The organism is Variovorax sp. RO1 (assembly GCF_002849325.1).
Lineage (GTDB): Bacteria > Pseudomonadota > Gammaproteobacteria > Burkholderiales > Burkholderiaceae_C > Variovorax.
Genome location: NZ_PKMT01000003.1, coordinates 222,129 through 243,654 on the forward strand (window position 1 = coordinate 222,129; position 21,526 = coordinate 243,654).

24 protein-coding genes and 1 pseudogene are annotated in these 21,526 nt (G+C 66.9%); 16 read left to right on the forward strand and 9 right to left on the reverse strand.

Going from position 1 to position 21,526, the window contains the following annotated elements; all coding sequences use genetic code 11:
* Nucleotides 1–2 precede the first annotated feature (2 nt).
* From CY658_RS17950 to CY658_RS17960, 3 genes are read right to left on the reverse strand one after another with little or no spacing between them, the layout of a single operon-like run.
* Nucleotides 3–713, reverse strand: a complete 711-nt coding sequence (locus CY658_RS17950) for an MOSC domain-containing protein (protein ID WP_101491502.1) — start codon at nucleotides 711–713, stop codon at nucleotides 3–5.
* A complete protein-coding gene (locus CY658_RS17955; protein ID WP_101491503.1) occupies nucleotides 710–1,261 on the reverse strand; it encodes a peroxiredoxin family protein in 552 nt (183 codons plus the stop codon). The genes CY658_RS17950 and CY658_RS17955 overlap by 4 nt, the downstream gene beginning before the upstream one ends.
* Before the next feature lies 1 nt (nucleotide 1,262).
* Nucleotides 1,263–1,811: a carboxymuconolactone decarboxylase family protein gene (locus tag CY658_RS17960; RefSeq protein WP_101491504.1), complete on the reverse strand. Its 549-nt coding sequence runs from the start codon at nucleotides 1,809–1,811 to the stop codon at nucleotides 1,263–1,265.
* A gap of 95 nt (nucleotides 1,812–1,906) precedes the next feature.
* On the opposite strand from CY658_RS17960, the gene CY658_RS17965 reads away from it, so the two are divergent.
* Nucleotides 1,907–2,791 carry an AraC family transcriptional regulator gene (locus tag CY658_RS17965; protein WP_101491505.1) on the forward strand — a complete coding sequence of 295 codons (885 nt, stop codon included), beginning with the start codon at nucleotides 1,907–1,909 and terminating at the stop codon, nucleotides 2,789–2,791.
* 9 nt (nucleotides 2,792–2,800) lie between these two features.
* On the opposite strand, the gene CY658_RS17970 is transcribed toward CY658_RS17965, so the two are convergent.
* Both CY658_RS17970 and CY658_RS17975 read right to left on the reverse strand, forming a co-directional pair.
* Nucleotides 2,801–3,991, reverse strand: coding sequence for a M20 aminoacylase family protein (locus tag CY658_RS17970; protein ID WP_101491506.1), 1,191 nt, complete (start codon nucleotides 3,989–3,991; stop codon nucleotides 2,801–2,803).
* Nucleotides 3,988–4,926: a tripartite tricarboxylate transporter substrate binding protein gene (locus CY658_RS17975; RefSeq protein ID WP_101491902.1), complete on the reverse strand. Its 939-nt coding sequence runs from the start codon at nucleotides 4,924–4,926 to the stop codon at nucleotides 3,988–3,990. Before CY658_RS17975 ends, CY658_RS17970 begins: the two co-directional genes overlap by 4 nt.
* Nucleotides 4,927–5,111: 185 nt before the next feature.
* Here CY658_RS17975 and CY658_RS17980 point away from each other — a divergent pair, with 185 nt between their 5' ends.
* Nucleotides 5,112–5,999 (forward strand): LysR family transcriptional regulator, encoded by an 888-nt coding sequence (locus tag CY658_RS17980; RefSeq protein ID WP_101491507.1) that lies wholly within the window; start codon nucleotides 5,112–5,114, stop codon nucleotides 5,997–5,999.
* A gap of 12 nt (nucleotides 6,000–6,011) precedes the next feature.
* On the opposite strand, the gene CY658_RS17985 is transcribed toward CY658_RS17980, so the two are convergent.
* Nucleotides 6,012–8,399, reverse strand: coding sequence for an ATP-binding protein (locus tag CY658_RS17985; protein WP_101491508.1), 2,388 nt, complete (start codon nucleotides 8,397–8,399; stop codon nucleotides 6,012–6,014).
* Complete coding sequence (locus tag CY658_RS17990) at nucleotides 8,396–9,070, reverse strand: response regulator transcription factor (RefSeq protein ID WP_101491509.1); 675 nt, start codon at nucleotides 9,068–9,070, stop codon at nucleotides 8,396–8,398. The genes CY658_RS17985 and CY658_RS17990 overlap by 4 nt, the downstream gene beginning before the upstream one ends.
* A 407-nt stretch (nucleotides 9,071–9,477) precedes the next feature.
* Between CY658_RS17990 and CY658_RS17995 the strand changes: the two genes are divergently transcribed.
* The 7 genes and pseudogenes from CY658_RS17995 to CY658_RS18020 all read left to right on the forward strand — a co-directional run bounded on the left by CY658_RS17995 (nucleotide 9,478) and on the right by CY658_RS18020 (nucleotide 14,584).
* Entirely contained in the window at nucleotides 9,478–10,140 is a 663-nt protein-coding gene (locus CY658_RS17995; protein ID WP_101491510.1) for a DUF1120 domain-containing protein, read from the forward strand.
* A gap of 99 nt (nucleotides 10,141–10,239) precedes the next feature.
* On the forward strand, nucleotides 10,240–10,902 hold the full coding sequence (locus tag CY658_RS18000) for a DUF1120 domain-containing protein (RefSeq protein WP_101491511.1): 663 nt from the start codon (nucleotides 10,240–10,242) through the stop codon (nucleotides 10,900–10,902).
* A gap of 221 nt (nucleotides 10,903–11,123) precedes the next feature.
* A complete protein-coding gene (locus CY658_RS18005; protein WP_257884939.1) occupies nucleotides 11,124–11,735 on the forward strand; it encodes a DUF1120 domain-containing protein in 612 nt (203 codons plus the stop codon).
* A pseudogene (locus CY658_RS18010) lies at nucleotides 11,681–12,697 on the forward strand (fimbria/pilus outer membrane usher protein); the annotation flags it as partial. The gene CY658_RS18005 and the pseudogene CY658_RS18010, both read left to right, overlap by 55 nt.
* A gap of 81 nt (nucleotides 12,698–12,778) precedes the next feature.
* The gene (locus CY658_RS33040; protein WP_257884940.1) at nucleotides 12,779–13,042 is read left to right on the forward strand and encodes a FimD/PapC C-terminal domain-containing protein; all 264 of its coding nucleotides are present in this window, start codon (nucleotides 12,779–12,781) and stop codon (nucleotides 13,040–13,042) included.
* The gene (locus CY658_RS18015; protein ID WP_101491514.1) at nucleotides 13,039–13,605 is read left to right on the forward strand and encodes a hypothetical protein; all 567 of its coding nucleotides are present in this window, start codon (nucleotides 13,039–13,041) and stop codon (nucleotides 13,603–13,605) included. Before CY658_RS33040 ends, CY658_RS18015 begins: the two co-directional genes overlap by 4 nt.
* Before the next feature lie 295 nt (nucleotides 13,606–13,900).
* Nucleotides 13,901–14,584, forward strand: coding sequence for a winged helix-turn-helix transcriptional regulator (locus CY658_RS18020; protein WP_180838980.1), 684 nt, complete (start codon nucleotides 13,901–13,903; stop codon nucleotides 14,582–14,584).
* Here the strand turns inward: CY658_RS18020 and CY658_RS18025 are convergent.
* The gene (locus CY658_RS18025) at nucleotides 14,581–15,540 is read right to left on the reverse strand and encodes a LysR family transcriptional regulator (RefSeq protein WP_101491516.1); all 960 of its coding nucleotides are present in this window, start codon (nucleotides 15,538–15,540) and stop codon (nucleotides 14,581–14,583) included. The two genes, CY658_RS18020 and CY658_RS18025, sit on opposite strands and share 4 nt — an antisense overlap.
* Before the next feature lie 199 nt (nucleotides 15,541–15,739).
* Here CY658_RS18025 and CY658_RS18030 point away from each other — a divergent pair, with 199 nt between their 5' ends.
* The 5 genes from CY658_RS18030 to CY658_RS18050 are packed head-to-tail and all read left to right on the forward strand — an operon-like array spanning nucleotide 15,740 to nucleotide 19,065.
* Nucleotides 15,740–17,071 (forward strand): MFS transporter, encoded by a 1,332-nt coding sequence (locus CY658_RS18030; RefSeq protein ID WP_101491517.1) that lies wholly within the window; start codon nucleotides 15,740–15,742, stop codon nucleotides 17,069–17,071.
* Nucleotides 17,072–17,120: 49 nt separating this feature from the next.
* Nucleotides 17,121–17,675 carry a 2-oxo-4-hydroxy-4-carboxy-5-ureidoimidazoline decarboxylase gene (gene uraD / locus CY658_RS18035; RefSeq protein ID WP_101491518.1) on the forward strand — a complete coding sequence of 185 codons (555 nt, stop codon included), beginning with the start codon at nucleotides 17,121–17,123 and terminating at the stop codon, nucleotides 17,673–17,675.
* The gene (locus CY658_RS18040) at nucleotides 17,668–18,180 is read left to right on the forward strand and encodes a hydroxyisourate hydrolase (RefSeq protein ID WP_101491519.1); all 513 of its coding nucleotides are present in this window, start codon (nucleotides 17,668–17,670) and stop codon (nucleotides 18,178–18,180) included. Before uraD ends, CY658_RS18040 begins: the two co-directional genes overlap by 8 nt.
* A gap of 47 nt (nucleotides 18,181–18,227) precedes the next feature.
* Entirely contained in the window at nucleotides 18,228–18,563 is a 336-nt protein-coding gene (uraH, locus tag CY658_RS18045; RefSeq protein ID WP_099796909.1) for a hydroxyisourate hydrolase, read from the forward strand.
* A gap of 19 nt (nucleotides 18,564–18,582) precedes the next feature.
* The gene (locus tag CY658_RS18050; protein WP_101491520.1) at nucleotides 18,583–19,065 is read left to right on the forward strand and encodes a nucleoside deaminase; all 483 of its coding nucleotides are present in this window, start codon (nucleotides 18,583–18,585) and stop codon (nucleotides 19,063–19,065) included.
* Nucleotides 19,066–19,090: 25 nt separating this feature from the next.
* Here the strand turns inward: CY658_RS18050 and CY658_RS18055 are convergent, their stop codons facing one another.
* Entirely contained in the window at nucleotides 19,091–20,026 is a 936-nt protein-coding gene (locus CY658_RS18055) for a LysR family transcriptional regulator (protein WP_101491521.1), read from the reverse strand.
* A gap of 139 nt (nucleotides 20,027–20,165) precedes the next feature.
* On the opposite strand from CY658_RS18055, the gene CY658_RS18060 reads away from it, so the two are divergent.
* Together CY658_RS18060 and CY658_RS18065 are read left to right on the forward strand one after the other, a co-directional pair.
* A complete protein-coding gene (locus CY658_RS18060; protein ID WP_101491522.1) occupies nucleotides 20,166–20,573 on the forward strand; it encodes a RidA family protein in 408 nt (135 codons plus the stop codon).
* Nucleotides 20,574–21,012: 439 nt separating this feature from the next.
* Nucleotides 21,013–21,519 (forward strand): hypothetical protein, encoded by a 507-nt coding sequence (locus CY658_RS18065; protein WP_101491523.1) that lies wholly within the window; start codon nucleotides 21,013–21,015, stop codon nucleotides 21,517–21,519.
* Nucleotides 21,520–21,526: the final 7 nt, after the last annotated feature.

A 21,526-nucleotide genomic window follows, 5' to 3' on the forward strand; every position in this document is an offset into this window, starting at 1 on the left:
GCTCAGGTGTCGGACGCGGGTGCTCGCAAGCGCGGCTCCCTGTCCTCGACGCGCCCCGCATCCAGCCGTTTGCGGAACGTGGCACACCAGCGTTCGGCCAGCGCGGGCAGGGCGGCGGCCTGTTCCCATTCGGGCACGAAGCGCGCGTCGCGCGAGAACAGCAGCGCGATGAGACGCGACAGCGGCCACTCGGGATGCGGTCGTTCCACGCGCGTGGCCATGGCGCCGGCCCGCACCCAGCCGGGTTCGAGCACGCGGTAGTACCAGCCCGTGCAGCCGCGCGCCTGCATCTCGCGCGCCATGCCGGGCACGCCGAAGTGCGCGTCGAGCTTCCAGCAGGGTTGCCGGCCCTGCGACACCTGCACGCGTGCATCGCCGAGCTGGACCACGTCACCGATGCACACGGTCGATTCGTCCCAGCCGGTGGTCGAGATGTTCTCGCCGAAGGCGCCTGCGTGCGTCAGCAACTCGCTTGGGTGGCTCGCCGAGGCCCAGCCCGCGTAGTGCTCGCGGGGGTAGTGGTGCACGGCCTTCTCGACACCGCCATGGACGCGCAGGTCGGCCTGCGCATCGCCTTGCAGGCCGGTGGGCGACAGCCACAGCGCGTCGGCCGTGGCCGTCTTGCGGATGCCGCTGCGCGAACGCCCGTCGGGCAGCAGCGCGACGGGGCCGACCAGCAGCGCGTCGATGGGCAGGGCGGTCGGTGTTGTCATGCGGGGCAGCCGTTGTCGTTGCACGCGCCATCTTGCGGCACGTCGTCCGCAGGCTGCGCGATGAGGTGCGCGGGAACATCCTCAGCCGCGAGCTGCCCGATGGCGGCGCCCAGCGCCATGTCGTCGATCAGCCCGAAGTGGCTCATGCGCAGGCGCCCCTGCCGGTCGATCAGCACCGTGCTCGGCGTGCCTTGCCACTGGTAGTCGCGCATCGTGGCGGGAATGCCGCCGGTGGGCGAGGGCTGGTCGATGCCGATCGGGAAGCCCAGGCGGTACTCGCGCACGAAGGCGTCGAGCGCGGCGGGCGTCATGACCTCGTGGTGCTCGAACACCGTGTGCAGGCCGAGCACCGCGACATCTTTTGCGGCGAACAGCTGCCGCGTCTTCTTCGCCTGCGGCAGGCCGTGCGACACGCAAGCCGGGCACAGCATCTGGAACGCGTGCAGCACCACGACCCGGCCCCGCAGCGACGCCAGCGTGACGGGCGCGTCGCTGTTGAGCCAGTGGGACACCTGCAGCTCGGGCGCTTCGGGGTGCGGCCAGGCCATGTCAGGCCGCCTCGGTGCGCAGCTTCACCTGCGGGAAATCCACCGGCACCTGGAAGGCCACGTTCACGTAGTTGGTGAACAGGTTCAGTGCGACGTGCGCGAGGATCTCGACGATGTGCTGGTCGTCGAAGCCCACGGCGCGCAGGGCCTGCACGTCGGCGTCGTCGATCTGTCCGCGCGCGTCGACGAGCTTCAGCGCAAAGCGCAGCGCCGCCGCCGTGCGCGGGTCGACCGATTCGCCGGCCTGCGCGGCGGTCATGTCGGCAGCCGACACGCCCGCCTTGCGGCCGAGCGCGGTGTGCGCTGCGAGGCAGTAGTGGCAGGCGTTGCGGTCGGCGACGGCCACGGCGATCTGTTCGCCGAGCTGCGCCGGAATGACGCCGCCGCCGAGCGCGCCGAACGATCCCCACAGGCTGCGCAGCGCCGCGGGCGAGTTGGCGACGGCGCGGAACATGTTGGGCGTGGCGCCGAAGGCACCGTGGATTTGAGAGAGCAAGACTTGGGCGTCGCCGGTGGCGGCGGTGTCTGTGACGAGATTGACGCGGGGCATGAAGACTTCCTTTTGATGGTGACGATGGATGCAGTGTCTTCCCGGAGTCCGTATGATTTGAACGCTTTCATCCATTCAACATACCTTTTCGTCCAATGCCGAGCGCATCACCGTCACCGCCCATCGACAGGCTCTCGTCCCTGCTCGAGCGCTTCCGTGTCCGGGCCCACCTGTTCCACACGGGTCCGCTGTGCGGCGTGACGCACTTCGCGGCGAAGGAGGGGCGCAGCTTCCTGCATGTGATGCGGCGCGGCGAAATGGTGGTCACGCACTCGGCGCCGTCGGTGCGCTCGGCCGGCGTGCCGCGCAAGCTGGTCGTGAAGGAGCCCAGCCTGCTGTTCTACCCGCGCCCGCTGGCGCACGACTTCCACAACGCGCCCACCGAAGGATCGGATTTCGTCTGCGCCACGGTCGACTTCGACGGTGGCGAGGCGCACCCGCTGGTGCGCGCCTTGCCACCGCTGGTGCTGCTGCCGCTGCATGCGGTCGACGGCCTCGAAGCGGCACTGGCGCTGCTGTTCGCGGAAACCGGGCGTGTGCTGTGCGGCCATCGCCTGCTGGCCGACCGGCTGTTCGAGGTGGTGCTGATCCAGCTACTGCGCTGGCTGCTCGACCATCCGCAGGAGAGCGGCGTGCCAGCAGGCTTGTTGACGGGCCTGGGCGACCCGCAACTGGCGCGCGTGCTGGTCGCGCTGCACGAGCGCCCGGGCGAGCCGTGGCCGCTCGAACAGATGGCGGCGGAAGCCGGCATGTCGCGCAGTGCGTTCGCGGCGCGCTTCAAGTCGGTGGTGGGCGCGACGCCTGCGGACTACCTGGCGCAGTGGCGCCTGACGATTGCGCAGGCCGAGCTGCGCACGGGCGCGTCGGTCAAGACGATTGCCGACAGCCTCGGCTACGCCAACGCCTCGGCGCTGTCGCGCCTGTTCGCGCAGAAGGTGGGCGTGTCGCCGCGCGAATGGCTCGCGCGGCAACCTGCTTGAGCGTGCAGTTCAGCCTGCCACGCGCAGGAAGCGCTCGGTGAGCAGCACCCAGTAGGCGCCGCCCACCGCGACATTGCTGTCATTGAAGTCGTAGCCCGGGTTGTGGACCATGCAGGCACCGTGCGCGTCGCCGTCGCCATTGCCGATGAGCAGGTAGCAGCCGGGCACGCGCTCCAGCATGAAGGCGAAGTCTTCGCTGCCCGACAGCGGCGGTGTCTGCCAGGTGACCTGCGCCGGGCCTACGAGCTCTTCGGCCACGGTGCGCGCAAAGGCGGTTTCTTCGGGCGTGTTGACCAGCACCGCGTAGCCGGGCCGCCAGTCGATCTGCGCCTGCACGCCGAAGCTTTCGGCCTGCGCGGCCACCAGCGCCTTGACGCGGGTTTCGATTTTCTTGCGCACGTCGCGGTCGAGGGCGCGCACGCTGAGCTCGAGCACAGCGCTCTGCGGGATCACGTTGTTGGCCTTGCCCGCATGGATGGCGCCCACCGTCACCACGGCCATCTGCAGCGGGTCGATGTTGCGCGAGACCACGCTCTGCAGCGCCATCACGGTGCTGGCCGCGGCCACGATCGGGTCGGCCGCGCGGTGCGGCATGGCGCCGTGGCCGCCCACGCCGGTGAGGGTGATCGTGGCGTAGTCGGACGAAGCCATGGCCGGCCCTTCGCGCATCGCCAGCCGGCCTTGCGCCATGCCGGGCATGTTGTGCATCGCGAAGATGGCGTCGCAGGGGTAACGCTCGAATAGGCCGTCGTCGATCATGCGCACCGCGCCGCCACCGCCTTCTTCGGCGGGCTGGAAGATCAGGTTCAACGTGCCGTCGAAGCGCCCGCGTTCGGCCAGGTGCTGGGCAGCAGCCAGCAGCATCGCCGTGTGGCCGTCGTGGCCGCAGGCGTGCATCACCCCCGTGTGTTCGCTGGCGTAGGCCAGGCCCGTGGCCTCGTCGATGGGCAGGGCGTCCATGTCGGCGCGCAGGCCGAGGCGGCGCGTGCCGTTGCCGCGCACGAGCCGGCCCACCACGCCGGTGCCGCCAACGTGGCGCTCGACGGTGTAGCCCCAGGCTTCGAGCTTCTCGGCCACCAGCGCCGAGGTGCGGTGCTCGTCGAAGCCGAGTTCGGGGTGCTGGTGGATGTCGCGGCGGATGCCGATGAAGGTGTCGGCGCTGGCGTGCAGGTCGTTCAGGAGGGCGGTGGTGGTGCTCATTGGGGTTCCAGTCGGATGGACTTGGCGATGTCGCGGTAGCGCGCGGTTTCGGCCTCGTAGAACTTCGCGGAGTCGGCCAGCGTGGTCGATGGCGAGGCCTGCTGCGTCTGGGCTGCGAGCTGCTCGCGCACGCTGGCTTCTTTCAGCGTCGTGCCGATGGCCTGGTGCAGCTTCTGCACCACGTCTTCCGGCGTGTTCTTGCGCACGAAGAAGCCGCTCCAGGTCTTGTAGTTGACGTTCTTCAGCTCCTTGCCTTCGCTGGCCGTGGGCACGTTCTTCAGCAGCTCGGAGCGCTGCCCGCCGAGCTGGCCGAGGATCTTCAGCCGGCCCTGCTCGGCCAGGGCGCCCATGGCGGCGCTGTAGACCAGCACGGCAAAGTCGACCTGGCCGCCGCCGATGTCCTGCAGCAGCGGTGCGTTGCCCTTGTAGGGCGCGTGCATGAGCTTCACGCCGGTGTCCAGCTGCACCTTCTCGAGGATCAGGTGGTAGAGCGAGCCGATGCCCACGCTGCCGTACGACAGCGGCTTGTCGGCCGACTTGCGCGCCAGCGCAATGAGCTCGTCGACGCTGTTGGCCGGCAGGTCCTTGCGGGCGACGAAGACCATCACCGCCTCGGCGACCGGGTGCACCATTCGGAAGTCTTCGGCCTTGAGCTTGACGGCCGCATTGGCCAGCGGCGACAGGATGATTTCGTTGGGCGAGCCCTGGAAGATGTAGTAGCCGTCAGCGGGCGCGGCCAGCACCTTCTGCGCGGCCATGGCGCCGCTCACGCCGCCCAGGTTCTCCACGATCACTTGCTGGCCCAGCGCCTTTCCCAGCGGCACGGTGAAGATGCGCGCGGTGGCGTCCGAAGGGCCGCCGGCCGGGTAGGGAACCATCAGGTTCACGGGCTTGGTGGGAAAGCTGTCGGCGCTGGCGGGGCCCGCGGCCAGCATCAGCCCGCAGGCGAGGCAGAGCGCGGAACGGAAGAACGAGGTCGTCAAATCATGTCTCCTTCGTGGGAAGCCGGCTCGTGTGGCCGGATGCAAGGGGATGCTAGGAGCGAGCCTGTCGAACGTCCAATGCATTGTTGTCTGCATTAGCATGAGTCCAATGCATTCGAAATAACGAGGCTTTCGCCATGACGCTGGTTCAACTGAGGCACCTGATTTCGCTGGCCCACACGGGCTCGTTCAGTAAATCGGCCGAGGCCCTGCACCTGACGCAGCCCGCGCTCAGCCGCAGCGTGCGCGCGCTCGAAGACGAGCTGGGCATGCCGCTGTTCGACCGCATCGGCCGGCGTAACGAGCTCACGGCCTTCGGGCGCGAGGTGCTGGAGCGCGCGCGGCTGCTGGTGTCGGAGGCCGAGGCGCTGCGCGACCGCGGCCGACAGATGCGAGAAGGCGAGGGCGGCACGGTCCGCATCGGGCTGGGCTCCGGGCCGGGCGCGCTGCTGATGACGCCCTTTCTGCTGCACATGGCGAAGCACCATCCGGCGGTGCGCACGGAGATCGCGCGTGGCAGCACCGACCTGCTGGCGCAGGCGCTGCGCGAGCGCAGCCTCGACGCGCTGGTGGTCGATGCGCGTGCGCTCAAGCCCGCGCCCGACCTGGTGCTGACCCACGTGTACGAGCTGCGTGGCGCCTTCCTGTGCCGCCGCGGCCATCCGCTCGCGCGGCTGCGCAAGGGCGTGAGTTTCGAGGCGGTGCAGCGCTACCCGATCGCCTCGACGCCGCTGAGCGACGAGGTGGCGCGCGGGCTGGTCGAGACCTACGGCCCGCAGGCACATCCTGCCAACTGCGTGACGCTGCAGTGCGAAGAGCTGCCCAGCATTGCCGACGTGGTGCGCCAGAGCGACACGGTGCTGCTCGCGGTGCACGAGTCGGCGCCCGACCTGGTCGAGTTGCGGATGGAGCCGCCGATGCGCGGCACGGCGCGCTTCGGGCTGGTGACGCTGCGCCAGCGCACCGAGGCGCCGGCGCTGGAGATTCTTCGCCGGTTGATGAAGGAACGGATGGCGGGGGCGTAGGGCGGCGTCTGGTCAGGAAGCCGCGGCCGCGGGCAGCAGCCCGGCGGCCGACAGCGCACGCCCGAGTTCGTCCAGCAATGCCGCCACGCGCGTGCCGCTGGATGCTGTATCGCTGCGAGCGATTCCCTCCAACGCATCGGCGAACGCTGCCACGGCCGCAGCCTCGACCATCAATGCCGCGCCCCTGAGCCGGTGCGCATGGTGCGCTGCACCTGTGGCATCCCCCGCAGCGAACGTGCTGCGCAACGCAGCAAGTTCTTCCGCCATGGCCTCGTGCAGCTGCGGTGGCACCGCGGTGCCAGGAGGTTGCGGCGACGGCGCGCCGCCCAGCCAGAGCTGCAGCATGCTCGACAGCTCGTCCAGGCGCAGTGGCTTCTTGAGCACACCGCCCATCCCGCTGTCCATGCATTTCTCGAGATGCGCCAAGTCGGTCGCGGCCGAAATCGCGATCACGGGCAGATGGCTGGCACCCGTCTCGCGCTCGCGCTCACGGATGCGGCGCGTCGCTTCGTAGCCGCTCATGCCGGGCATGTGGCAGTCCATGAGCACGAGCGCGAAGGAATGCGGCGGCTCGAGCGCAGCCAGTGCTGCCGCGCCATCGGCTTCTATCCGCACTTCGTACCCCAGCGTGCGCAACTGCTCGGCAATGATGAACTGGTTGCCCGGATGGTCCTCCACAACCAGCACGGTGGCCGCCGCACCGGAGGACGGCAGGCCAAGCGCCGCAGCGGCATCCTTGGACAATGCTTGTGCGGGCGATGCAAGCCGCACCGGCAAGGCGAATTCGACCGAAGTGCCTGCGCCAAGGCGGCTGGTCAAACGAATCTCGCCGCCCATCAACTCGACCAGCTCCTTGCAGATGGTCAGCCCCAGGCCCGTGCCGCCGAAGCGCCGGGTGGTGGCGTTGTCGGCCTGCGCGTAGGCATCGAAGACAGCGGCCTGTTGCGACGGCGCGATGCCGATGCCGGTGTCGCTCACGGTGACCGTCAGCCGGCCGTTCATGTCACCACCGTCCACAAGCGCCAGCGTCACATCGACGCGCCCGCGCTCGGTGAACTTCACGGCATTGCCCACCAGGTTGAGGAGCACCTGCCGCAACCGTGTGGGGTCGATCAGCACGTGCCGGCCCGACGGGTTGGTCGTGCGCACCTCGATGACCAACTGCTTTTCTTGCGCGTTCACCCGCGCCACATGCGCCACCTTTTGCGCCAGCGCGTCGACATCGGTACGGATCAGTTCGAGTTCGAGGCGCTTGGCGTCCAGCTTCGAGAGGTCGAGCACATCGTCCAGCAGCGACAGCAGCGCTTCGGCGGCGGCCGAGGCGGTGCGCGTGAAGCGCTTCTGGCGCGCATCCATCGGCGTGTGCGCCAGCATCTCGATGGAGGCCAGCACCGCGTTCATGGGCGTGCGGATTTCGTGGCTCATGACCGCCAGGAAGTGCGACTTGGTGCGCTCGCTCTTCTGTGCGGCGCGTTGCGCCACGCGGGCGCGCCAGGCGAACCAGCCGAGCAGCACGACCGTGCCGAGCAGCATCAGCAGCTGCGGCAAGCGGTACCGGATGATCGACAGCAGCGACGGCTCGCCGAAGTCCGTCTGCTCCAGCCATCGGTCGTTCATCTGGCCGGTCTCTGCCGCCGAGAGGCTGGCCAGCGACTTCTCCACGATGGCGTGCAACAGCGGCAGGTCGGCGCGAACGCCCATCTGGGCGACGTACAAGAGGTCGCCAACGGTGCCGGAGATGCTCAACTGACGCGCATGCCTGCGGCGCATCATGGGCAGAAACACCGCGTCGGAGCCGATGGCGGCGTAGGCTTCTCCCGCGATCACCGCATCGAGGCTCTCCATCGGCTCGCGGGTTGGCAGCACGCGGACACCGGGATAGCGTTCGGCGAAAACATGGGCGTAAGACCCCCCGCCGCGCACGGCTGCCACCTTGCCGTCCAGATCTTTCATGGTGAGGACGATCGGGGCGTTGGTCCGCGTGACGATGATGGTCTGCGCCACGAAGAAGGGATCGGTCAGGCGCAGTTTCGCGCCGACCTCGCGTGTGGTTCGCTGGGCGCTGGCGTTCGGGAACATGTCGACCTTGCCATCGAGAAAGGCCTGCTGGGCTTCCTGCCAGTCCTGGGTGGGGTTCAACTCGAAGCGCAGGCCCGATTTGCGGGCGACCGCGTCAAGGTACTCCGCCATCAACCCCTTGTAACGGCCGTGCTCGATGTACTCCAGGGGGCTCAGCCGTGTGTCTGCGGCATAGCGCACGACGGGGTGGGCGTTCATCCAGCGATGCTCTTCCTCGGTGAAGACGGGTTGCGTCTGCGCCCACGCGGAGCCGGCCGGGAGCGCCATGGCGGTTCCCATGATCCACATGGCCACCGCCCGGAAGGAGTTCCAGTGCCTCATGTCTTGTCCAGCTGGTGGCGAATCTTGAACAGCTCGTTGTCCGTTCGAATGCCCAGCTTGCGGAACGCCGCCTGCTTCTGCGTGCTGATGGTGTTCACGTTGCGAGAGAACTTCGCGGCGATCTGCGTGACCGACATGCCTTCCAGGCAGCAGCGCAGCACCTCGCGCTCGCGCGGGGACAGCAGGGGATTCTTCGTGAGCGCTTCGGCGTCGGTGCGGCCCCACGATGCTTCGGCGTGGGTCGCGATGTCCGCCGCCATGTCGGGATGCAGGTGGATCCGGCCCTTGGCCACCGTGCGGATGGCCGCCATCAACTCGCTCAGTTCCTGGTTCTTTCCGACATAGCCGCGCGCGCCGGCCTTCAGCGCCAGGGCCACGGTGGCCGCGCTGTAGTGCGCGGAGACGACGATCGTCTTGCTGCGCGGATGCCGGACCTTCAGTGCCCGGATGAGATTGAGCCCGTCGATGTCCGAAGGGCCGAGCGAGAAATCCATGAGAACGATGTCTGCTGGCAGGGTGGCCAGTGCATCGAGCAGTTCGCGGCTGGTGGCATGGCTGCCGACCACCGACAGGCCGGGCTCGTCCGCCAGCCTGACGATCAGGCCATGCCGGACGACCGCGTGATCATCGAGCACCATCAGGCGAAGAGGCTGCGCGGCGAGGTGTGTCATCAGGACATTCCAGTGGACGGATCGTAGGCCGCTTGCCAACACGTCAATACCGTCCAAACGAGGGGGGTTGCCCCAAGCATGACGATGGATGTCGACCCGGTTCCAGAGGGAAAGAACGGCTTCGCGCCTGCCGCCTGGATCGGAATTTAGAACTATCCCTAGATCGCCCCTCCGATTTTTCGTTGCATTCCTATATCGGGAAAAGCACCCGAAAAGAACAATGAACCGGACCGAAAAGGCTCACAGGCGCCGGCTTCCTGGAAGAGGTGCAAGGCGCTCGAGATGCCGCATCGATTTTCGGATTCGGGCCTGTTCCGATGCCCTCAAAAAGCATCGCTTCGGGGCCATGAGTGGGTTTCAACGAATCCGTCGTTGAAACTTTTTTTGAAGTTCTTGAGGAAATAGTAATGAAGAAAATTGCAGCTCTTGCCGCTGTCGCCGGCGTGGTCGCCGTGATGTTCGCGCCTGTCCAGGCGAGCGCCGAAAGTGCCGAACTCCGGATCACCGGCACCATCGTGCCGTCCGCCTGCAAGCCCGCGTTCGCAGGCGGCGGCGTGGTCGACTACGGCGTCATGTCCGCCGGCTCGCTGAACCAGCTGGCCCAGACCACGTTGGCGGACAAGTCGATCCAACTGACCCTGACCTGCGAGGCGTCTGCGCTGTTCGCCTTCAAGGTGATTGACGAACGCGCGGGGACCGCGGTCGCTTCGCTGGAAACCATCCCGACGTATGGCGCGGACTCGAAGTTCGGCCTGGGTGCTGTGGATGGCAAGAACATTGGCGCCTATTCGTTGCAGATCACGAAAGAGACCGCCGACAACGGCCCCACCCAACACATCCACAGCGCGGACGGCGGGGCCAGCTGGTCGAGTTTTGCCGGCGGCTTGACCGTTGACGGCAGCAAGATCGTTGCATTCGCCGACACCGGCACAGGAATAGTGCCGGGCGCCCACAGCTCCGTCACGGCCGATATCCGTGTGGTGACCGCCATCGACCGGGGCAGCAACCTGCCGTTGACCCAGCGGATTGCGCTGGATGGCCTGTCGACGTTTGAAGTCGTCTACCTGTAAGTCACACGGCGGTATCGAGCGGGCCCGGCACCGGTTGCGGCATCCATTGCACGGGCCCAAGCCGCCCCTCCGATCTTGAAGTCCTCAAGGAAATTATTTGTGAAGAAGATTGCAACCCTTGCTGCCGTCGCTGGCGTGGCCGCCGTGATGATGGCGCCGCTCCATGCGAGCGCCGAACGTTCCGAGCTCCGGATCACCGGCGCCATCGTGCCGTCCGCTTGCACGCTTGCCTTTGCAGGCGGCGGCGTGGTCGACTACGGCACCATTTTCGCCAGCTCGCTGAACCAGACGGGCCAGACCACGCTCGCGGACAAGTCGACCCAACTGACACTGACCTGCGAAGCGCCTGCACTGTTCGCTTTCAAGGTGATCGACGAGCACGCTGGGACCGCGGTCACTTCACTGACCACCGTCCCGGCATATGACGCGAAAGCGAAGTTCGGGCTGGGCGCTGTGGATGGCAAGAACATTGGCGCCTATTCATTCAAGATTGAGAATGAAACCTCCGATCACGGTGCGACCAGGCAGATCTTTAGCTTAAACGGTGGAGCCAATTGGACGCTCTCTGCTGGCGGCGTGGCCGGCGACGGCAGCAAGCTCGTTGCATTCACCGACAGCGCCGCGGTAAATGTGCCAAGCCCCTATACCTCCGTCACGGCTGATATCCGGTTGGTAACCGCCATCGACAAGGGCAGCAACCTGCCTCTGACCCAGAAGATCCCGCTGGATGGCCTGTCGACGTTCGAACTGGTCTACCTGTAAGTCACATGGCGGTATCGCGCGGGCCCGAGACCGTTGGCCGCCACGCCAACGTCTCTGGCGGACCGCATGACCGCCACGGCGGGCTGCCAGGCGAGGCCTTGCGGGCGCGGGCTCGAAAGCCAGGGCCCGCCGTGGGCCGCCCCTCCGACTTTGAAGTTCTCAAGGAACCATCGATGAAGAAAATTGCAACTCTTGCCGCGATCGCCGGCATGGCCGCCGTGATGCTGGCGCCCGTCCATGCGAGCGCCCAAGGTGCCCCACTCCGGGTCACCGGCGCCTTCGTGCCGGCCGCTTGCAAGCCCGCCCTTGCAGGTGGTGGTGTGATCGACTACGGCACCATTTTTGCCAGCTCGCTGAACCAGATGGCCCAGACCACGCTCGCGGACAAGTCGACCCAACTGACACTGACCTGCGAAGCGCCTGCGCTGTTCGGCTTCAAGGTTGCCGACGAACGCGCCGGGACTGCGATCACTTCGCTGGTCACGATTCCGAACTATGACGCGGGTTTGAAGTTCGGCCTGGGCGCCGCGGATGGGAAGAACATTGGCGCCTATTCGTTGCAGATGACGAAACAGACCGCCGATGAAGGCACTACCAGACTCATCACGAGCTTGGACGGCGGAGCCACTTGGTTGCTCAATGGCGGCGCCATTGCCAGTGACAGCAGTGTGCTCGTTGCATTCGCCGGCAGCGCCACGGGAACGGTGCCAGGCGCCCACACCTCGATGGCGGTCGATACCGGCCCTATGGCAACGGCAATGGAGCACAGCAAGACAAGCCCTGGGTCGCGACGGGCACCGGCACCTGGGCGCTGGACGCGTCCACCCACCTGACGGCGGGCGCCATGGCGGCCTCGCGCTACCAGGCCGCGGCATGGGCGGTGAATCGCATGCTGGTGCCGGGCACGATGGCGGGGTTTCGCCAGGCCGTGTCCCACGCCGCGGGCGAGGGCGTGCGCGGCACGCAGGTCAATGCCTCGGTGAGCAGCGCGGTCTCGCCCACCGTGTCGGCGTCGATGAGCGTCACGCAGCAGACCCAGGGCTTTCGCGACCTCGCGGACACGGTCAACGCGAACCTGCTCGACACCGGGTGGACGCGCCAGCGCTACAAGGGCCAGTACGCGGGCTCCGTGGGCTGGACCCACCCGGACTGGGGCGGTTTCCGGTTGGCCTATTCGCAATCCACAAACTTCAATGGGCGAAACATCCAGCGCATGACGGGCGCGTGGGTGAAGTCGTTCAAGCACGCCACGGTGTCGTTCAACGTGGAACACAGCACCGGCGACCTCGGACGCTTCGACAACAGGCATGCGGCCTATGTCACCGTGAGCATTCCGCTGGGTTCGAAGACGGTCAAGACATACGTCAACCGCTACGACAACCGCATGCGCACCGGCGCCACGCTCAACGAGCGCGTCAACGATGCCGTGAGCTACCAGGTCTCGACCGAGCGGGACAGCCGCGAGGGGCAGAACAACATCGACGGGCGCCTGAGCCTGCAGGCGCGCTACACGCAGGCCAACCTGGGGCTCTCGCGCAACGGCGCGAGCACCACCTACAGCGGGCAGCTGCAGGGCGGCATCGTCGCGCACAAGGACGGCGTCACGTTCTCGCCGTACCCCGTGGAGGACACCTTCGGCATCGTCTCGGTGGGGGGCGTGCCCGGCGTCAAGATCGTCACGCCGCAAGGTCCGGTATGGACCGATGCCTGGGGCCGCGCGGTCGCGCCCCGGCTGCTCCCGTACCACACGAGCCGGCTGGAGATTTCGACCAAATCACTGCCTCGCAACATCGACCTGGTGAACGGCTACCAGGAGCTCGAAGCGGGCCGCGGATCGGTGAACCACATCCGCTTCGGTGTGATCAATGCCCGCCGGGTGCTCCTGAAAGCCACCGGTCCCGAGGGGAGGGTGCTCGAGAAGGGCTTGGCGGTGGTCGACGGCGACAACCAGTACCTCACCTCGGTCGTGGACGGTGGGCAGGTCTTTCTGCCCGACGTGCAGGGCGGCGCGAACCTGAGGGTCACGCTGTCGAACGGCGACACCTGCAGGCTCGATTTTTCGCTGCCGGAGACGTCCGACGCATCCACCTACTTTGAATCGGCCAACGCCACTTGCACGGCCATGGGAGCACCGCTATGACCACCACGATACGAGGCACGGCCCTTGCCGCACTTGCGACCCTTGGTGTGCTGGCCGCAACGCCGGTGCATGCGCAGGCATCGGCACGCTGCGATGCGCAACTGAGCGAGTCGCTCGTCGACTATGGACGCACGACCCGCGCACAGCTGATGGAACGCCAGCCCGACCCCGCCCGGGCCTCGTTGGGCAAACGCCGGGTGACGCTCACGGCGGTGTGCGCCGAACGCACGGCGATGACGCTGTCGTTTCAGGGCACGGCAGCGGACGACGCGGGTTTTCGCTTTGCGAGGAACGATCGCTTCACGCTCAGGATTCTGGATGCGCAGCTCGACGGCAAACCGGTTTGCCTGGCTGCATCGCAGGGGGACGCCACGGGCGTGGCACCGTCCCCGGTCCTTCGGCCCGGCGACCGGATGTCTGCGATGGACGGCACAGGCCCGGCCCACGGCCAACGCCTGACGGTGCAGCTGGAAATCGAGCCCTTCGTGGGAGCCGCAGCGACGCGCGTCGCGGGAGAAAGCACATGGGAAGGCGCGGGGCGTTTCGAGGTCTTGCGCCGTTAGATCGAGCGGGGCCTCGTGCGCCCACTTTCGAGCAATCCCGAAGCCGTGGCCCCCGCTTTTCGATGCATCCCTATTCGAGAAAAACCGCTCGGCGAAAACAATGGATCGCAAGAAACGGGACCGCCCCTTGCTGGCTGTCCCGGCCCGATATTCAACTTGCCCAGAAAGCGATGCGAAGTCCGATCCATCTCTGGAGCGATCCTTGAAGCAGAGTCATTGCACTGTCCCCACCCCCCYCCTGACCACGCCGCGGCTGCCCATCTTGTTGAGCGAGTCCGAGTCCTGCACCCTTGCGGTGATCGACCCCGACCTCCAGACCCGAAGCCAGATGGGGCGTGCCATCCGCAGGCTCGGCCACTGGCCGATGGTCTTCACCAGCGCGCTGGAACTGACACAGGCGTGCCGCGACTTCGAACCCCGCTTTGCCGCCGTGGTCGTGGCGTGCCCGGTCGACGTCGGCGCTGCAGGCGCACTGGTGGCCCAGGTGCGAGAACAGGTCGGCCCGGATTGCCCGTTGGTCATGAACGCCGGAAAACGCGGCATCCGCGAGTTGGCGGTCTTGCACGCGCACGCGTCCGATCACGTGGAGGTCACGCCGTCTTCATTCGAAGAGGCGTACCTCCTGATGCGGTCCTTCCTGCAGCAGCGCCGGACACCGATGCTGGACATGTTCGTCGAATGGGGGGCGTTTCGCCTCGACCTCTCTGCGGACAGCGCACAGGTGGCCGGCACGCGGGTCGAACTGACGCCCAATGAATTCGAACTGGCCATCGCGCTGTTCAGGAACGTCGACCGGGTCTTGACCCACCACGGACTGCGCTCGCTGGTATGGGACCGCGGCCCTCGCTGCGGCTCCGGGGTGCTCTCCACCAATGTGTGCCGCCTGCGCCGCAAGCTCGGCTTGAGCGCCGGACGCCACGGGTTGGAACTGCAGGCGGTTCCGGGGCACGGCTACCGGTTGAGCGCAACGGAAAGCTAGGCGGCCTGCGCGTCGGCAGCTGCCGCATCCGGCCGCGCCAGCCCCGACGCCACCGCCGCCAGGATGCCGCGCAGCCAGCGGTGCGCGGGCTCGTGCTGCGAGCGGTCGTGCCACAGCTGGTAGAAGCGCATGCGCGGAAAGCCCTGTGGCGCCGGCACCGCCACCAGCGGCAGCGTGTCCACGAACTGCATCGCGAAGTGGCGCGCGGTGGTGAACACCAGGTCGGTGCCCACCAGCAGGTGCGGCGCCACGGTGAAGTAGGGCACGGCAATGCAGGCCTCGCGCGTCTGGCGCAGCGTGGCCAGGTGCGTTTCGACCACGCCGCGCTGCGACGCCGCGTAGGGCGTGGGCACCACGTGGCGCGCCGCGATGTAGCGCTCCATCGTCATGGCGCCCTTGGCGGCGAGCGGGTTGTTCTTGCCCATGAGGCACATGAGGTCGTCTTCGAGCAGCAGCGACAGGTGCAGGCGGTCGGGCGGCTGCGGCCAGTTGCCGATGACGATGTCGAGCTCGCCCTGCGCCAGCGCGCGCTCGTAGTCGTAGGTGACGCTCAGCGGGTGCACCACCAGCCGCGCATGCGGTGCCTCGGCGCGGAACCGCGTGGTCACGTCGGCCAGGAAGCTCATCGCCAGGTAGTCGGGCAGCGCGAGGTGGAAGGTCATCGCGCTGGAGGCGGGCTCGAACTGTTCCGGCCCCGAGAGCATGCGGTCGATTTCGAGGAGCGCGCCGCGTGCGCGGTCACGCAGCTGCAGGGCCCGCTCGGTCGGCACCATGCCGCTGCGCTCGCGCACGAGGATGGGGTCGGCGAACACCTCGCGCAGCCGGCGCAGGGCGGTGCTGATGGCGGGCTGGGTCTGGTTCATGCGCACGGCCACGCGGGAGACGCTGCGTTCGGCCACCAGGGCCACCAGCACGCGCAGCAGGTAGGTGTCGATCGGGGCGTGGGAGCGTGACATGGCGGAGAGAAATGGGCTCTGGGGGCGCTACGGGCGGCAGGCCCCTCATGGCAAACCGTTATGCCGCACATTCTAGAGAGCGTGATCCAGCGCGGCGATATCTGCCTACAGTTCGCCACCAACGGGAATGGCAGCCGCAAGCGGACCCACAGAAGGTCTCAGGCGGTGCGTCCCGTCCACACCCAAAATGGAGACAACCATGAGCATGGACGCCACGCTGGCGCCGATCCGGGAACACACCGCCACGGCGGAACTGGACGGCATTTACCGGAAGATCATCTTTCGCCTGATTCCCTTTTTGATGCTGCTCTGGGTGCTGGCCTGGATCGACCGGGTCAACATCGGCTTCATCAAGCTGACGATGCTCGACGACCTGAAGTGGAGCGAGGCGTCGTACGGGCTGGGCGCGGGCATCTTCTTCCTGGGCTACTTCTTCTTCGAGGTGCCGAGCAACCTGCTGCTGCAGAAGATCGGCGCCAAGAAGACCATCATGCGCATCACCATCGGCTGGGGCCTGACCTCGATCGCCACGATGTTCGTGAAGAGCACCGAGATGTTCTACCTGCTGCGCTTTCTGCTGGGCGTGTTCGAAGCGGGCTTCTACCCCGGCATCATTCTTTACCTGACCTACTGGTTCCCGGACGGCCGCCGTGCCAAGGCCTTCGGCATGTTCATGTCGGCCTCGGCCTTCGCGGGTGTGATCGGCGGGCCGCTGGCCGGCTTCATCATGAACAACATGCACGGTGTGAACGGCTGGGCCGGCTGGCAGTGGGTGCTGCTGCTCGAGGGCATTCCCTCGGTGCTGGCCGGCATCGCCACGTATTTCTACCTGACCGACCGGCCCGAGCAGGCCCACTGGCTCACGGCGCGTGAACGCCAGCTGGTGCACGACGACCTGGAGCGCGACCGCAAGGCGCTGGGCCACCGCGAGCACAGCATGCTGGCCTCGCTGAAGAACGGCAAGTTCTGGCTGCTGATCCTGATCTTCTTCTGCATCATCGCGGCGAACTCGTCGCTGACCTTCTACGGCCCGACGCTGGTGAAAGAGATCGGTTTCACCAACCCGCTGACCATCGGCTGGATCATGGCCGGCGCCTACCTGTGCGGCGCGGCCGGGATGATCTGGAACGGCTTTCACTCCGACCGCCACCAGGAGTCGCGCTACCACTGTGCGCTGGCCGCGGCGCTCGGTTCGGGGGCATTGCTGGTGGTTGCGCTGTTCCTGCGCCAGAGCCCGGGCCTCGTGCTGGCCGGCCTCACGCTGGCCATCGTCGGCACCATGAGCGCGATCCCCGTGTTCTGGCAGATGCCCAACCGCTTCCTGGCCGGTACCGCAGCCGCCGGCGGCGTGGCACTGATCAACTCGATCGCCAACCTCGCGGGCTTCGGCGCGCCGTGGATGCTGGGCCTCATCAAGACCGCCACCGGCAGCCTCGCACCGGGGCTGTATGTGGTCGCGGCGGTGGAAGTCTGCGCCGCCGTGCTGATCCTGCTGTTCGTGCCGCGTCTGCACAAGACGCCGGCGCGCTGATTCTTCCCACCCCTTCGTCCGTCTGTCTGACTACAAGGAGATGCGCTCCATGCCTTCCCACGCCCATCGTTTCGATCTCCAGGCGCTCAACGCCATGGACTGCGACGCGTTTGTCGCCGCGCTCGGGCCGACTTTCGAGAACTCGCCCTGGGTCGCACGCACGGCCTGGCAGCTCCGGCCCTTCGCCAGCATCGACGCCTTGCACGACGCCATGCTCGACGTGGTGCGCCGCGCACCGGACGCGCAGCAACTCGCCTTCCTGTGCGGCCACCCCGAACTGGCGGGCCGCGAAGCCCAGGACGGCACGATGACCGCCGAGTCGGCCGGCGAGCAGGGCAGTGCGGGCCTGAACGCACTGAGCCGCGAAGAGATGGCCGAGATCCAGCGGCTGAACCGCGTGTACCGCGAGCGGCACGGATTTCCTTTCATCATCGCCGTGCGGCGCAGCACCAAGGGCCAGATCTTCGAAGCGATGCGCAGCCGCGCCGCCGAGTCGACCGAAGCCGAGCGCCGCGCGGCGCTGGCGCAGATCGGTTTGATCACCCGCGGGCGCATCGACACGCTGCTGGGTGCGTCCCTCTCTGAAGGAGCGGTCCATGCCTGAGAACGTGATTTCCCTTGCTGCACGCCGCCGCTTCGCGCTGTCGGGCCTTGCGCTTGGCGCCGCAGCCCTGGCACCTCACGGCGCTGTTGCGCAAACGGCCGCCCCCGTCGGCCCGGCCCAGGCGAGCGGTCCGATCGTGCTGCACGGCGTGAGCCCGCGCCTGACCGTGCATGCACTCGACACCTTCCACGGCGCCGCGGCGACCGGACTGCGCATCGATTTCTCGGTGCGCGAGGGCGACAGCTTCAAGCTGCTGCGCACCGTGACCATGAACGGCAACGGGCGCTCCGACGAGCCGCTCCTGATCGGCGACGGCTACCGCACCGGCGACTACGAACTGCTGCTGCACGTGGACGAGTACTTCGCGCGCAAGCCATCGCGGCTGCCCACGCCGCCGTTCCTCTCGAAGCTGCCGGTGCGCATCCGCGTCGCCAACGCGGCCGAGCGCATCCACCTGCCGATCCAGTTCGGCCCGTGGAGCTACACCTATTCGCGCGGCAGCTGAAGCAGCAGGCCCCGTTCGCACCCATCGTCTGCAAGGAGTTTCTTCTCATGACCGGCATCACGACCCATGTGCTCGACATCACCACCGGCCGCCCGCTCGTCGGGATGAAGGTCGACCTCTACGACGTGGCGACCACGCCGCCGACGCGCCTGAACAGCACGCGCACCAACGCCGACGGCCGCACCGACGCACCCATGCTGCCCGGGGCCTCGGCGCGCACCGGGCAGTTTGAACTGCAGTTCCATGTCGGGGACCACTTCAAGGCGGCCGACGCGCTGTCCGACGTGGTGCCCGTGCGTTTCGCCATCGCCGACGCCACGCAGCACTACCACGTGCCGATGCTGTGCGCGCCCTGGTTTTTTTCCACCTATCGCGGCAGCTGACCGCGGGAGCTTTTCCTGAATGACAACACCCCATGACCCGAACGCAGGCACGTACCTGCTCGACTCCATCCGCCTCGCCATGGGCAACATCCGCGAACGCAAGACCTGGCCCTTCGGCGCAGTGATCGCGCGCGACGGGCAGGTGATTGCCACCGCCGTCAACGAGGTAGACGCTCTGTGCGACCCCTCGGCCCACGCCGAGATGCAGGCCGTGCGCGCCGCCGCGAAGGCGCTGAAGAGCACCGACCTTTCGGGCTGCACCGTGTACGCCAGCGGCTACCCGTGTTCGATGTGCCTGACGGCGATGTACCTCGCGGGCGTGAAGGAGGTTTTCTACGCCTACTCGAACGAGGACGGCGAACCCTTCGATCTGTCGGCCGAGCGCGGCTACATCGAGATCGCTCGGCCGCCGGAACAGCGTGAGATGAAGCTGCATTCGATGCCGGTGCGCGATGAGGCAGATGAAGACTTGTACGAGGCCTGGAGCAAGGTGGCTGGCTGAAAGCGCCTCGGCAGAGCAGGGCGGTTCAGGAGGAGGGCGCGCCGGGGCGAACGATGACCGGCGCATGCTGCGCCATCAGCTCGGCGACCCACTCGATGAACGCGCGCAGCTTGGCGCTGACATGCCGGTTCGGCGCGAACGCCACGTACAGCGGCATCGGGTCGAGCTGCCAGTCTTCGAACAACGGCACCAGCTCGCCGCGTGCCCGGTGCGGCGCGGCCATGTAGTCCGGCATCCAGACGATGCCCAGGCCCACCAGCCCGGCCGCGAGGTACGCGTTGCCGTCGTCCACCGAGAACACGTAGCGGCCCTGCACGCTGATGCGTTCGCCGCCCCGGCGCATGGCATACGGAAAGGTCTTGCCGTTGCGCGACCAGATGAAGCCGACGATGCGGTGGTGCGTGTTTTCCAGCTCGCTCGGATGCGCGGGCGTGCCGGCCCCTTCCAGGTAGCCCGGCGCCGCGTAGACCCCGAGCTGCAGGTCGCCCACGCGGCGCGCCATGAGCGACGGGTCGGTGAGCTCGCCGCCGCGCACGACGCAATCGACGTTCTCGCCGATCACATCGACCACGCGGTCGCTCACGCCCATGTCGAGCTGGATGTCGGGGTAGCGCGCATGAAAGGCCGGCAGCGCGGGTACGAGGATCGTGCGGGCCAGCGGGCTGGGCACGTCAACCCGCAGGCGGCCGCGGGGCAGGGCGGACGCGCTCGACAGGCTGGTTTCGGCATCGTCCAGGTCGGCCAGCAACCGCACCGCGCGTTCGTAGTACGCCGCGCCGTCGGCCGTCACGTTGACCTTGCGCGTGGTGCGGTTCAGCAGCTTCACGCGCAGCCGTGCCTCGAGTTGCTGCACCAGCTGCGTCACGGTGGTCTTGCTCATGTGCAGCGTGTCGGCGGCCTTGGTGAAGCTGCCGGCTTCCACCACGCGGGTGAAGGCCTGCATTGCATCGAAACGGTCCATGGGAGGGCTCCAGCGGGGCGTGTGCCGTGATTGTTTGGGATCTGCAAACAGTGATTGTTGGCTTGGCCCGTTTATCGATGGCGCGTGGCTTCCTAAAGTCCCTGCATCGTCATCACTCACTTCAGAAAGAAAGCAACCCATGGCTTCACGCGACGTCGTTTTCCCACCCGGGCGCCAGGCGCTCTATGAACGCAACCACTATTCGCCGGCGGTTCGATCCAACGGTTTTCTGTTCGTCTCGGGGCAGGTCGGCAGCCGCGAAGACGGCTCGCCCGAACCCGAACTGGAGGCGCAGGTGCGGCGCGCGTTCGACAACCTGAATGCCATCCTGAAAGCGGCGGGCGGCACCTTCGACGACGTGGTCGACGTGACGGTCTTCATCGTCGACCCAGAATCGAACTTCGAAACGATCTGGAAACTGGTGCCCGAGTACTGGGGCGACGCGCCGCATCCGACGCTGACCGGCATCGGCGTGACGTGGCTGTATGGCTTTCAGTTCGAGATCAAGGTGATTGCGAAGCTGCCGGATGGGGCCACGCTGAGCTGATTCGATTCAGGGAAGCTTCGCTCAGGCCTGAAATATGAGGGCTGGGCGAAGTGCGAAGCCGGAAGGGCATTTGGCTCAGGTCGAGGACTGCCGAGGTTCTCCGGCTCACAGCGGCAAACGGTCCGTACTCGCACAAGTCATTTTACATAATGCACATTGTGTTGAATGAATATGGACTGACGTACAGTTCGAGAAAGCCCAAGACCCCAGCCAGGTCCATGAGCCCGCCAGCATTCCAACCCGTCGAAGAACCTCCATTGACATCGAACGTCCTTGCCGCACGACGCGCGTCATCGATGGTCACGCCAGATGGGCTGCTCAGCCGATGAGACGGACATCCGCCGATCGACGGGCATCTCGCAGAAGCAGCAAAGAGATCAGCCCCTGTTTTTCCTGGCAATCGGACGCAAAAGGATCGACCGCACTTTTCTCCCTGCTGATGGCGGCTGCCGCCTCGCTGGGGGTGCTTGCCATCGTCACCCCCATCTATCTTTTCGGGTTGGGTCTGGCGAGCGTGGCCTCGCTCGTGAACGGCGTGAACCCGTTCTCATCCGGCGTGTTCGCGGACCCGGCGATCTGGTTTCCACTGTTTGGAACGAGCGGTCTCGCGGGCCTCATGCTGCTGGTTGCGACCTCGAGAAGAACAGTCGTCGCTTTCTGCTTCGATTCGAAAACCGAGCAGCTCAGCTATGTCGAGATGGCGCCGCTGCGAAAGCCGCGCACCACCGTGGTCCCGTTTGAGTCCATTCGCTCAGTGACCCCCACGACGCTCACCACCTACGCCACAACGGGCTATCTGAGTGTGGTCACGCGCCTGCCCGGACAAGATGAGAAGTCCTTATGGCTGGGAAACCATATTCCGGTGGAGAGCCTCCAGGAGCACTGCACGTGGCTGTCCAGCTACCTGGGCGAGCGTGTGCAGCCTCTTTTTCGTCAGGATTGCTGAGGCCCGC